Raw genomic sequence first — 13,114 nt, 5'->3', positions numbered from 1 at the left:
CTTCGCGATTTAGTCGTCCTGCGGACTTAGTCGTTATTTGTGACTCATTGACTAAAACGAAGTTGACTAAGCTGCGAAGCAGCGACTAAGCCACGAAGTGGCGACCCAGCGACTAAGGCGCTATGCGCCGACTATACTTTCAAGAATATTTTTTTGCGCCAAAACACCCAACACACCCCCCAGCAAACCAGCACGAAAGTGATCGCATAAGCGAGTGAGCCATTGTATTTGCCAAAGATGGGTTCGAAAATATGCCAGTATAACCAATCGCTTGCTGACATGTCCTGGATTTGGAATTTGCCTAGTTGAATGGCAATGACTTCTGAAATTCCATAGGCAAGAATCGAATTGGTTCCGAAGACGAGGAAGAAGGTGTTTCCGAAGTGACGTTCTTTGGTCTCTATCCACCAATTTAAGAATCCTATCAAGATAAAGTCAATGCCGGCACAAAGAAGCACAAAGGAACTTGTCCACAGCTTTTTGTTGATGGGAAAGGCGTGATCCCAAATAACAGCCACCAAAACCAAAGCGGCGCCCCAGCCTAGAAGGCCGAGTGAAGCCGACTTGTTTTCTTTGGCCTGATTCTCTAAATACAGACTCACTTGATAACCGAAAAGGCAGGTAGAAATGGCTGGTAAAGTGCTCAGAAAGCCCTCTGGATCAAAGGCTATTCGGATTCCATTTATCACATTACCGTGGTACAAATGCGATTCTCCGAATAAAAATAAATCCAGTTTTCTGACCGCATTCGAACTAATATCCATCCAAGATCCCGCATCGCCGAAGACGTATAATATGCCCCAAAATGATAAGAGAATTCCGGCATTAATCCAAGTAAGCCATTTGGAAGGGACCTGTAACGTCAAAAAGGAAACAGCACAGTAGGAAAGGGCGATACGTGGCAATACGTTCAGAAAACGCAATTTTTCGAAGGAGAAATCGGTGAAGGGGAAATAGAAAACGAAGTAGTTAATTAAAAATAGATAAATCGTTCTCTTTAAAATTTTGTTTCGTACCGACGGGGTTAATTCGTAATTGAATGCCTTTAAGGAAAAGCGCATCGCGACTCCCACCATGAAAAGGAAACTGGGGAAAACGAGGTCTGTGGGCGTAAATCCATTCCATTTGGCATGTAATAAGGGGCCATAGGTGAAATCGCCGTTGCCATTGTTATTGACTAGTATCATTCCCGCAAGGGTAATTCCTCGAAGAATATCTAGCGAAAGAAAGCGTGTTTTCATAGTATTAAGACAGGTTTTATAATAGAGGTCGATTCTGTGGTAAATCTAAAATAATATTTTCCGGAAACGAAAGGTCCGAGGTAAATTGTTGATTCTGATTGTGCTAGGCGAAGAGTGTGGACCACGATTCCGGAGCTATTCATTATTTCGACTTGCGCTGATGGGAATGGGATTGAGATATGAAGGGCATCTCCTGGGTTTGCAGGGTTGGGGTAAATTCTTAAAGATGGCTCTTCTGAATTGCCTAAAATGAGTTCCATTGCACTGCTCGCTTTCTCAAAAGTGGGGATGCCAAATCCCAGCAACATATCTGTTCGAGAAAATTGGGATCCCGATTTTAGGATGGCATTTCGGATTTGTTGGGCGGTATGGGTAGGGAAGGGTTGCATCAAACCTGCCGCGAGTCCCGCCACTAAAGGGGCAGAAAAGGAGGTGCCACTGGAAATCCCGATCGTACCATCGGTAAAACCCACGACGGTATTTGATCCCATAGCAACGACATCGGGCTTAATGCGACCGTCAAAACTGGGTCCAATCGAACTGAAGGTCGATAATCCACCCAAGGCATTGACGGCACCCACTGTTAAAATGGAATCGGCATCCGCCGGAGCAGTTATGTATTTCCACGTATTTGCGCCTTCGTTTCCAGCACTGATGGTACATAAAATCCCTTTGCTAGCGGCCCAAGCTGCAGCTTTAGAAACGAGTGTCGATTTGCCGTTCATTTCTGAATAGCTGTGATTATGTAAGGTGTTATCGAAGGTCGAATACCCCAAAGAGGACGAAATTATATCGGTCCCTAAGCTATCCGCCCATTCTGCGCCTCTCAGCCAATTCGCTTCTTCGACGATTAATTCGTGTCCGCTTTCTTCGGTTTGGGCCAAAGCAAAGGAGGCTTTATAAGCCGTTCCGATTAATTTACCTGGTTCATATCCCGCGATGGTGGATAATACATTCGTGCCATGACCACCAGTAACATAGACGGAGGAAACGGAAGGGTCTGTGGTCAGCGTGGCGGTGATTCGTTTTTCGCTGAAAGTATTTTGAAGATAGGTTATGGTATTCGCGTTTTTAAATCCATCATCTAGCAAGGTAATGAGGACGCCATCACCACGAATATTTCTTGCGTGCATCTGGTCGATGCCTAGTTGGTTGATTTGGGTGGATGAATTCCCGTAATCAGGGTTCAAGGAGTTTGCTTGAGTGCCAGCTTGAATTTGCAAAGCAGCACTTGAATCAGCGGGAAAATTCCAATAAAGGCCTTTTACGCAGCTTAAAGCAAGTGTTTTCTTGAGTTCACTCGGTTTTTGTGTGATCAGTGCACCATTAATCCATTTTAGGGGAAACAAAATGCGCGCACCGGTAGTTTTTACTTGGTCTAAGTAAGTGGTGCTTACCGGCAAATCTTGGGTTGAAATAGCGACGCGGTTTTTGCGGCGGCGTTCCAGGCTTTTGGAACTTAAAAAAGCGCCTGGATTGTTTATAGAATGGCTATTCGAGGCTTTGTCTTTGAAAAGAATGAGGTAGCGGTAGGTCTGAGCCTGCATGGGAAGGCAAGCGCTGAATAGGAATAGAAAGATTAACCGCTGAATCATACAGCAAATTAGTGAATTGTCCTTAATTTTGTCTGATGAAATTTTTTGCCAAAAGCTTTATGTCCTTCTTTCTCGCTGCCTGGATTCTTTTCGGTAGCTTGGGAATTTCATGGACAGAAGCCACTTGTATCTACACAGGGGTAAAGAAAACAACGATCACAAAAGCGGAATCCTGCTGTCAAAAAACAACAGAAGCTCATATTTCTAGAGCGAAATGCTGTTTGTTAGGTAAGTACCAGGTGAAGTTTAATTTCGACTTAAGTAAAGGTAGTCAAGCACTGGTATTCGCTTTTTCTCCTATTTTGAGCACATCGACTGTTAAATCACCTGATTTTTATATCCAAGAGCTTAATTATTTTTCGTACACCTCGAATGCCCCTCCACTCACTCGGCAGGCTCGCTTAGCCCAATTACAGTCGTATTTGATTTGAAAAAAAAATAGGATTTTATTTCTATCATTTTAATCAACAAAACGATGTATAAATTACTTATTTTACTCAGTTTTTCGACGCTTTTGCAGGCTCAACAAGTCGTGCGAAAAGACAGTATTGAGCGCGACACGGAATTAAAAGAATTTCGGATAGTGGCTAATCCTGGCCAAAAAGACGATAACGCCGTTCTCGCCACCGAGATAATGACAATCAAAACCTTAGGAAAAGCGGCTTGCTGCAACCTATCGGAAAGTTTTGAAACCAATGCCTCTGTTTCCGTGAGTTATGCGGATGCCGTGACGGGATCCAAGCAAATCCAAATGTTGGGTTTATCTGGAAATTATGTTCAGACGAATGTGGAAAATATTCCATCGATCCGCGGACTGAAATCCACTTACGGATTGAATTATTTACCAGGAACGTGGATAAAGTCGATTGATTTAGCTAAAGGGACCATCTCCGTTGTGAATGGCTATGAATCCATGACGGGAGCCATCAATGTCGAACTCGCAAAGCCAGACACCTCCGAAGTATATTATTTAAATACCTACACGAACTCACAAGGACGTTTTGAAGTCAATCAACAAGGAGCGCATCGCTTCAATTCGCGTTTATCTACGGGCGTATTTACACACTATTCTCAGCAGGCGGCTCGACTGGATGGAAATGGGGACGGCTTTTTGGATTTGCCTTTATTTAATTTAATCAATGTCCTTAATCGCTGGAAATATGCGACGGATCGTTGGATGATCCAGTGGGGAGCAAATTACTTGAATGAGGATCGTTTAGGGGGTCAAAAATCGTTTACTTCTGAAGCAGATCGTTCGCAAATTTATGGCTTTGGCAGCAAGACAGAGCGATTTGAGACTTTCGCTAAGATTGCGAGGTTGTATCCACAAAAGCCATATCAAGGCTTGGCCTTGATTTTAAGTACGGCGAATCATGCAAATGACTCTTATTTTGCTACAAAAAATTACCAGGGTCGAGAGCAGAGTGTGTACGGGAATTTGATTTTTCAGTCGATCATTGAGAATACAAATCACACCTGGAAGACCGGTGCGAGTTTCTTGATGGATTCTTATCAGGAGTCCTATATAGATTCGGCTTATTCGCGTACGGAAATAGTGCCTGGTGTTTATGGTGAATATACTTGGACGATTCCGAATACTTTAACTGTAGTATTAGGCCAAAGGGTCGACTTTCACAACCAGCTAGGCACTCAATGGGTTCCACGTCTGCACCTGAAATGGGATTTGGCCCAGGATTGGATACTTCGTTTATCTGCCGGAAAGGGGTGGAGACGGGTGAATCCTTTGGTAGAAAACATGGGTTATTTGATTAATAACCGGGCTTTAAAATTAGTCGGGAATCTCAATCCACTCGAAGTCTCTTGGAATTATGGGATTTCACTAACGAAGAATATGAATATCGGATCGCGCAAGGCAAATCTAGTCTTAGATGCTTTTCAGACCGATTTTACACACCAATGGATGGTCGATATGGAATCTGCTTCCAGTGTTCGGTTCTACTCAAGTCCTGGAGTATCTTACTCGACCAGTTTACAGGCCGAATTTAATTACAGTCCATTTAAGCGATTTGAATTCAAAGCTGCTTATCGTTTCCAAGATGTGCAGGCAGATTATTTAACCGAGGCAGGTACCTTAAATCGCCTCAGCAAACCGTTCTTAAACCGAGATCGAGTATTGGTCAATTTAGCTTATGCGACGCCTTATGAAATTTGGAAGTATGACCTTACCTGGCAATGGAATGGTGCTAGAAGAATCCCTAATGCAACAATAGGTCATTTACACACCGCATCATCGCCTGAAGTTCAGGCTCCTGCCTTCTCAACCGTAAATGCGCAAGTGACGCGTCAATTTAAAAAGTGGGAATTATACGTAGGTGTGGAAAATCTTTTTAATTTTACTCAAGCCAATCCGATCATGAGTGCGAAAGATCCATTTGCCTTGGGTTTTGATGCCTCGATGGTTTGGGGGCCGATAACCGGCACCATGGTTTATACAGGAATACGTTTTAAAATCAATTAATATGAAAAAGTACATCTTAGTTTCGACCCTAGTATTGGGAATGTTTGGGGCCTTTGCGTCCACTACTCAAGCTGATCAAAAAGCTGGAAAAGAGAGCAAAAAAGACGAGTATGCATGTCCAATGAAGTGCGAAGGAAAAAAGACCTATTCAAAGAAAGGTAAGTGCCCTGCTTGCACGATGGATTTGAAAGTAGTTAAAAAATAAAGCAATGAAAAAGCTCCTATTTCTATTGATTTTGCCATTTTTGGCAATGACTGGTCCAAAGGAGACGGTCAAAATTAAAACCTCTGCCATTTGCGAAATGTGTAAAGAGCGTATCGAAAAGAATTTAGCATTGACGAAAGGCGTGGCTAAATCTGATTTGAATCTAGACGATAAGGTGATTACTGTGGAGTTTGATGCAGCAAAAATTGACGCGGCTGGTATCAAAAAAGTGATCTCGGAAACTGGATATGATGCAGATGAGGTAAAGGCAATAGCGAAAGACTATGCGAAGTTGCCGAATTGCTGCAAAAAGAAAGTAGATTAGAGAGAGGAGAGTATAGAGAAGAGATAAAAAATCCACATCTATACTCTCTACTCTATTATCTATACTCTACTTTTTCATGCTCAACGCAATCCTCTTCCTTACCTCATCCACCTCCGTCACTCGGACTTGCACTTTTTGGGCCACTTTCACCACTTCATTCGGGTCTTTCACAAACTTGTCAGCAAGTTGGCTAACGTGAACTAATCCGTCTTGGTGAACGCCGATATCGACAAAGGCGCCAAAATTCGTAATATTCGTCACAATTCCCGGAAGCATCATTCCTACCCGAAGATCTTTAATCGAATTTACGCCCTCCGTGAATTCGAAGGCTTCGAATTGCTCGCGAGGATCGCGTCCTGGCTTTGCTAGTTCCTCCATGATATCCGTCAATGTAGGCATACCTACTTCCGCATTCACGTATTGACTCAAGCGAATTTGCTTGCGTAAGGATTCGTTCGCCAATAGATCAGAAACCTTGCAGTTCAAATCTTTCGCCATCTTTTCTACGATTTCGTAGCGTTCTGGATGCACTGCACTGGCGTCCAACGGGTTTTTCGCGTTGCGAATGCGCAAGAAAGCAGCCGCTTGTTCGAAAGCCTTTTCGCCTAAACGCGTGACCTTTTTCAAGTCAGAACGTTTTAAAAATGGTCCGTTTTTGGTGCGATAGTCGATGATGTTTTGGGCTAATTGAGGTCCTAGGCCAGAAACATAGGAAAGAATCTGTTTAGACGCCGTATTTAATTCCACACCTACCGAGTTCACACACGAGATAACAGTGTCGTCTAGGGAGGCTTGTAATTTCTTTTGGTCTACATCATGCTGGTATTGTCCCACACCGATGGATTTAGGATCGATTTTTACGAGTTCTGCCAAAGGATCCATCAATCGTCTACCAATCGAAACAGCCCCACGAACCGTTACATCCTTGTCTGGGAACTCGTCGCGTGCGGCTTCTGAGGCTGAATAAATGGACGCTCCACTTTCGTTCACCATGATGATGGTAATCCCTTCAAGCTTAAGTCCACGGACAAAGGATTCGGTTTCCCGACCTGCTGTTCCGTTTCCGATGGCAATCGCTTGTACTTTGTATTGTTTCACCCAAGCTTGGATGGTGTGAGCAGCTTCTGTTGCTTGTCCAGGTCCTGTGTGCGGATAAACTGCCGTGTTAGCTAATAGCGTTCCTTGTTCATCCAGGCAAACGACTTTACACCCTGTTCTGAAACCAGGATCGAGGGCTAAAACACGTTTTTGGCCTAATGGTGCGGCTAATAACAGTTGTCTGATATTTTCTGCGAATACGCGAATAGCCTCTTCGTCTGCGCGTTTCTTCGCCTCAGCTCGCATCTCGGTTTCCATCGCTGGCATCAGCAAGCGCTTATAGCCATCTTGAATGGCTAATCCCACTTGTTTCGCGCAGGCGTTGGTTCCGGTCAGGAAGCGACGCTCCAATCTATTTAATACGTCCTCGTCTGGGCCTGTTAAGTTCAGATTTAGGATTCCCTCGTTTTCACCTCTGAATAAGGCCAAAACCCGGTGAGAAGGCGCTTGAGCCAAGGATTCTGACCAGTCGAAATAATCTTTGTATTTAATACCCTCGTCTTTTTTGCCTTTCGCTACGCTAGATTTAACCGTCGTTTTGCGCGTAAATAGATTTCTCGCTTCCTCTCTCGCTTCTGCCGTTTCCATCATCTCTTCCGCTAAAATATCCCGAGCGCCCGCTAAAGCTTCCTCTACATTGTCTAAGTATTCAGCCGCTAAGACTTCTGGGTCTTTTAGGCCTTGCAATCGGATCTGGTTTGCGAGCTCTTGTAAGCCTTTTTCACGGGCCGCCATCGCGCGTGTTTTGCGCTTGGGTTTGTAGGGCAGGTAGATGTCCTCTAATTTGGCCAAAGTCTCAGCCCCTCTAACTGCCTTCTCTAATTCTGCCGTCAATTTATCCAGTTCTTTTAAGGACTTTAAGATGGCCTCGCGGCGCTTCTCTAATTCCACGTATTGATCCCGTAAATCACGAATAGCCGCGACCTGTACCTCGTCTAAACTCCCCGTCGCCTCCTTGCGGTAACGGGAAATAAAGGGAATCGTGGCGCCCTCGTCCAACAGGGCGATGGTTTTACGAACTTGGTTTTCGGAAATTTGTAGAGTGGTGGATATTTTGTGGTACATGGTAGTAGAGTAGAGATAGGAGAGTAGAGAGTATAGATAGGAGTTATAGAGTAGAGATGTTCATATTTATCTCTACTCTATACTCTATGCTCTCTTATCTAACTTTCCGGAAATTCATTATAAAAATACCCCGCGAACTTCCAGATTTCCTGGATTTCAGAGCCCAAAATCGGGTAAGGGTCGTAGGTCTTGTTCGTGGAGTTCAGGATTAAGACTTTGCGTTCTGCGAGGTGGTTGATGACCTGCTTTAACACGACGCCGTCCTCGCGGGTCACGACGATGCAGATGGTGCCGTCCTTGATTTGGGTCCAGTCTTCCACGTATTCAGCGAAGACTAAAGAGCCTGGTTGTAGGGGCAACATCGATTCGCCTTTGATGGGGAAAACGCGGTATTTCTTGTCTTTAGGCAGGAAAGGTACTTGGAAGGTAGGGAGATCGCGGACGAAGTCGAGGTCGTCGTAGGAGGCGGTGTATCCTGCCAAAGCTTTGACCGGTACCATCTCGATATTCTCTTCATTGTTCGCGTCGACCGTCGTAGCTAAAATTCGTAGCTTAGGTTTGTTCGACAGGCCGGGGATTCTTTTGGACAAATCCTCCTTCAATAATTCATCCACTTCAACCTTGAAAAACTCCGCTAGGGAGATCAAATCCGCATATTTAGGCTCCGCTCTTCCGGACTCATACGAGCCCAAAGTCGGCTTCTTAATATTCAGTAATTCCGCCAGTTTTTCCTGCGAAGTTTTCTCCGACATCTTGCTGCGTAAAAAACGTAAATTCTGACTAAAAAAAGTGCTCATGCGATTTGCTTATTAAAGTAAAATGAATAAAATTCGTATCTAAAATTTCTTCGTATACTTTTCGAAGTTACGAAAGGTATTCAAAATACCCAAATATCTACCAATTTTATGCAGGAGCGCGCGATTGTGCACATGGATTTAGACAGTTTCTTTGTCTCGGTAGAGCGACTCCGAGATACGCGACTCGTGGGCCAGCCGGTCATTGTGGGCGGCGGCTCGGATCGGGGCGTGGTGGCGGCGTGTAGTTATGAGACGCGGGCTTTTGGGGTGCGTTCTGCGATGCCCATGAAGATGGCGCTGAAATTGTGTCCGGATGCGATTGTGTTGAGGGGTGATTACGAGGCGTATGTGCAGCATTCGGAGATGGTGACCTCGCTGATTATGGAGCGGGCGCCTTTGGTGGAGAAAGCCTCGATTGATGAGTTTTATTTAGATATGACGGGGATGGAGCGCTTTTTTGGGTCCTATGCCTTTGCGCAGGATCTGCGGGATCGAATTAAAAAGCAGATTGGATTGCAGATGTCGTTTGGTTTGTCGGTGAATAAGACGGTGTCCAAAGTCGCGACGAATCACGTCAAGCCCGCCGGGGAGTACCAGGTGCTAGCCGGTCAGGAGAAAGCCTTTTTAGCGCCGATGACCGTGAACAAGATCCCGATGATCGGTGCCGTCACGGCCCAAACCCTGCGTAATATGGGCATCGTCCACGTAGGAACGCTTAGCCAAATGCCACAGCGGGTATTAGAGCGAACCTTTGGGAAGTCGGGGACGATGCTTTGGGAAAGAGCTAATGGCATCGATCTGCGTCCCGTCGTGCCTTATTCTGAGCAGAAGTCCTTGTCTAAAGAGATAACGTTTGAGCAGGATAGTACGGATGTGATTTTATTACGACGGATTCTGGGGTCGCTGACAGAGCAGCTGAGCTATGATTTGCGCAAGCTGGGGCAATGTACGTCCTGTATTACGGTGAAGGTGCGTTACTCGAATTTTGACACCCATACCCGCCAAATCAGTATCCCCGCTTCCGCTAGCGACCACCGCCTGATTCCGGCGGTCTACGAATTGTTCGAGAAGCTCTATGACCGGAGGTTGTTGATCCGACTGATCGGCGTGCGCTTCTCCAAACTGTTGCAAGGGCAGGAGCAATTGAACCTGTTTGATGACGGGGCGAAGCTCGTGCCACTTTACCAGGCGATGGATTCCCTGAAGAACCGCTACGGTGAGTTTTCCATCTTGCGTGCGAGTGGATTGATGGGAAGTGCCGAACGGAGAAATAGGCTGCCTGCTGCTGGTGCGTCACACGCTTCTTTACCTGCTGGTGCGACACTCGCTGGTGCGACACTCGCTGGTGCGTCACACGCAAAAAACGACGAATAGATGTATTTGAATTGCCATTCTTACTACAGCTTGCGCTATGGTACGCTTTCGCCTGAGCAATTAGTTCAGGAGGCGAAGGCGCGCGGCATTACGTCGTTAGCCTTAACGGATATCCACCGGAGTTCTGGCGTCTTTGATTTCGTGCAGGCGTGTCAGCAGGAGGGGATTAAGCCGGTGGTGGGGATGGAGTTCGAGGCGGGTTATGTGTGTTTAGCACGGAATGAACGCGGTTTTTTACAGATTAATGATTTTGCGACGAAGTATTTAGTGTCCAAAGAGCCCTGGCCAGAGCGACCTCCCGTTTCAGATGATGTGTGGACGATTTATCCGCTAGCCATGCGGAAAAAGATCAAGACGCTGGCTGGACCGCGGGAGCGCTGGGGCGTGCGGGCGAGTGACCGGAATTTGCTTTGGAAAGAAAAAGACCTGCGTGATTTTGTCTGGTGCCAACCTTTTACCTTTCTGGATCAGCGCGGATTTTCGATGCACCGATTGCTGCGGGCGATCGATTTGAATACCTTATTGAGCAAACTTTCGCCTAAGGACCAGGCGCAGGCAGACGAACGTTTCTATACTCCTGCTGAAATTGCGGCTTCTTGTGCGGATTATCCGCAGCTATTAGCGGAGGCGGATCAGATTCTAGCCGATTGTAGTTTTAGCTTTGATTTTAAAAAGCCGAAGAATCGTTCGCTGTTTAGTTCTTCCAAAGAAGACGATTTAGCCCTCCTCACCAAGCTAGCTTACGAGGGTTTGCGGTATCGCTATCCGCGCGGGGATCGCGAGGCGAAGGCGCGGGTGGAGAAGGAATTGAAGATTATTCACGAGCTGGATTTTAATGCCTATTTCCTGATTACCTGGGACATTATTCGCTATGCGCGTTCTAGAGGTTATTTTCACGTGGGGCGTGGATCTGGAGCGAATTCCATCGTGGCCTATTGCATCGGGATTACAGACGTGGATCCGGTCGAATTAGATTTGTATTTTGAGCGTTTCATCAATAAGCACCGGACGAGTCCGCCGGATTTTGACATAGATTTCTCCTGGGATGAGCGGGATGACATCATCGATTACATCTTTAAGCGCTATGGGGCGAAGCACGTGTGTCTGCTGGCCACCTATGTCACGTTTCGGGATAAGTCGATTTACCGGGAATTGGCGAAGGTTTTTGGTCTTCCCAAAGCCGAGATAGACGCCTGGCTCGATCCCGCCACGGCGATGCGGGAGGTGACGTCCGAAATACAGGCGCTGATCGTCAAATACGGTCAGCTCTTGCTCGACTTCCCTAATTACCTCAGCATTCACGCGGGCGGCATCCTGATTTCGGATGCGCCTTTATCCGCTTACACGGCCTTGGAGGGAATGCCGAAAGGTTTCCCCATCTGCCAGTTCGATATGTACGTGGCGGAGGAGATTGGATTTGCGAAGTTTGATATTTTGTCCCAAAGAGGCCTCGGCCACATCAAAGAGTCCGTCGACATCATCCGCGCAAATCGGGGAGTTGATGTAGACGTCCACCGCGTTCAGGACTTTATGAAAGACGAAGGCGTACGCAAACAGCTGATGCGCCACGAGACGATGGGCTGCTTTTACATCGAATCGCCCGCGATGCGTTCGCTTTTAAAGAAGCTACGTTGCCAAGATTACATTACCCTAGTCGCCGCCTCTTCCATCATTCGCCCCGGCGTCGCCTCATCCGGGATGATGAAGGCCTACATCGAGCGTTTCCACGCGCCGGATTCCTATGAACCCGTGCACCCGCTGATGGGGGAGCTGATGAAGGAAACCTATGGCGTGATGGTCTACCAGGAAGATGTGATCAAGGTGGCTCACTATTTTGCCGGACTGACCTTAGCGGAGGCCGATGTACTGCGCCGCGGGATGTCGGGTAAATACCGTTCTAGAGCTGAATTTGACCGCATCAGGCAGGCTTTTTTCGAGAATTGTGCTGCCAAAGGCTATCCCGAAGCCGTTTCACGCGAGGTGTGGAGGCAGATGGAAAGCTTTTCGGGCTATTCCTTTTCGAAGGCGCACTCGGCTTCTTTTGCCGTAGAAAGTTACCAAAGCCTCTATCTCAAGACCTATTACCCGCTGGAATTTATGGTGGCGGTGATCAACAATTTTGGGGGATTCTATCGGACTGAATTTTACGTGCACGAAGCTCGTCGCTGTGGGGCGGAGGTGGAGGCACCGGAGATCAATGAGAGCGAGTACCTAACCCGAATCGAAGGCAAGCGGATTTACTTAGGCTGGGTGCACATCAAAGGGCTGGAGAAGCGGGTCATCCAAGAAATACTCGAGGCGCGGAGGCAGTCTGGGCCTTTCCGTTCTTGGGAGGATTTTGTGCACCGCGTGTCCATCGGGCTAGAGCAATCGATTCTGTTGATTCGCATAGGCGCCTTTCGCAACCTAGGCCAGGCCAAAAAGCCCCTATTATGGGAGGCGCACGCTCGTTTCCAAGGCAAAGTCTCTACGGTGGTCTCGATGGAGATGTTCGAGGAGCTTTCCCCAGACATCGGGGTTTTGCCGCCGCTTATCCACGAACCTGAGGAGGACGCTTTCGACCAATGGGAGATTCTCGGTTTCCCCCTCTGTTCTCCCTTTTTATTGCTAGAGGAATTACCGGAGACCTTATTGAATGCGGATTTGGTATTGCCTAAAGGCGATATCATCGGCTATCTCGTCACCTTAAAGTCTACGAGAACGAAGCAGGGCGAACGAATGTATTTTGGCTACTTTGTGGACCTCCAAGGAGAATTCTTTGATACGGTCCATTTCCCTTCAGACCTGAAGAACTATTCTTTCCGCGGTAGTGGAATCTATTGGATGCAGGGCGTTTCGATGGACGATTTTGGCCATAGAACCCTGCGCGTGCAACAATTGCGGAAGTTAGCGTGGCGGGTAGATCCACGTTATGCGTAAACTTTTTTGCCTTATC

General features: G+C 46.8%; 10 protein-coding genes. 6 read left to right on the top strand and 4 right to left on the bottom strand.

What is annotated here, in order from left to right:
* Nucleotides 1-131: 131 nt before the first annotated feature.
* Both SKC35_RS05190 and SKC35_RS05185 read right to left on the bottom strand, forming a co-directional pair.
* A complete protein-coding gene (locus tag SKC35_RS05190) occupies nt 132-1,241 on the bottom strand; it encodes an acyltransferase family protein (protein WP_377978362.1) in 1,110 nt (369 codons plus the stop codon).
* Nucleotides 1,238-2,836, bottom strand: a complete 1,599-nt coding sequence (locus tag SKC35_RS05185) for a S8 family peptidase (RefSeq protein ID WP_377978361.1) — start codon at nt 2,834-2,836, stop codon at nt 1,238-1,240. The genes SKC35_RS05190 and SKC35_RS05185 overlap by 4 nt, the downstream gene beginning before the upstream one ends.
* A 59-nt stretch (nt 2,837-2,895) precedes the next feature.
* Here SKC35_RS05185 and SKC35_RS05180 point away from each other — a divergent pair, with 59 nt between their 5' ends.
* The 4 genes from SKC35_RS05180 to SKC35_RS05165 are packed head-to-tail and all read left to right on the top strand — an operon-like array spanning nt 2,896 to nt 5,845.
* Entirely contained in the window at nt 2,896-3,267 is a 372-nt protein-coding gene (locus tag SKC35_RS05180) for an HYC_CC_PP family protein (RefSeq protein ID WP_377978360.1), read from the top strand.
* Nucleotides 3,268-3,311: 44 nt separating this feature from the next.
* On the top strand, nt 3,312-5,315 hold the full coding sequence (locus SKC35_RS05175; RefSeq protein ID WP_377978359.1) for a TonB-dependent receptor plug domain-containing protein: 2,004 nt from the start codon (nt 3,312-3,314) through the stop codon (nt 5,313-5,315).
* Nucleotide 5,316: 1 nt separating this feature from the next.
* Nucleotides 5,317-5,520: a heavy metal-binding domain-containing protein gene (locus SKC35_RS05170; RefSeq protein ID WP_377978358.1), complete on the top strand. Its 204-nt coding sequence runs from the start codon at nt 5,317-5,319 to the stop codon at nt 5,518-5,520.
* 4 nt (nt 5,521-5,524) lie between these two features.
* Nucleotides 5,525-5,845: a heavy-metal-associated domain-containing protein gene (locus tag SKC35_RS05165; protein ID WP_377978357.1), complete on the top strand. Its 321-nt coding sequence runs from the start codon at nt 5,525-5,527 to the stop codon at nt 5,843-5,845.
* A gap of 66 nt (nt 5,846-5,911) precedes the next feature.
* Here SKC35_RS05165 and SKC35_RS05160 read toward each other — a convergent pair whose 3' ends face one another.
* Nucleotides 5,912-8,008, bottom strand: a complete 2,097-nt coding sequence (locus SKC35_RS05160) for a Tex family protein (protein ID WP_377978356.1) — start codon at nt 8,006-8,008, stop codon at nt 5,912-5,914.
* A gap of 98 nt (nt 8,009-8,106) precedes the next feature.
* Entirely contained in the window at nt 8,107-8,805 is a 699-nt protein-coding gene (locus SKC35_RS05155; protein ID WP_252623328.1) for an XRE family transcriptional regulator, read from the bottom strand.
* Nucleotides 8,806-8,913: 108 nt separating this feature from the next.
* Here SKC35_RS05155 and dinB point away from each other — a divergent pair, with 108 nt between their 5' ends.
* Nucleotides 8,914-10,179, top strand: a complete 1,266-nt coding sequence (gene dinB, locus SKC35_RS05150) for a DNA polymerase IV (RefSeq protein WP_377978355.1) — start codon at nt 8,914-8,916, stop codon at nt 10,177-10,179.
* The gene (locus SKC35_RS05145; protein ID WP_377978354.1) at nt 10,180-13,098 is read left to right on the top strand and encodes a DNA polymerase III subunit alpha; all 2,919 of its coding nucleotides are present in this window, start codon (nt 10,180-10,182) and stop codon (nt 13,096-13,098) included. It abuts the gene before it with no gap.
* Nucleotides 13,099-13,114: the final 16 nt, after the last annotated feature.

The organism is Aquirufa originis (assembly GCF_042714495.1).
GTDB lineage: Bacteria > Bacteroidota > Bacteroidia > Cytophagales > Spirosomataceae > Aquirufa > Aquirufa originis.
Note: the sequence above shows the minus strand (reverse complement) of the source record. Positions and strands in the feature narration are given on the sequence as shown.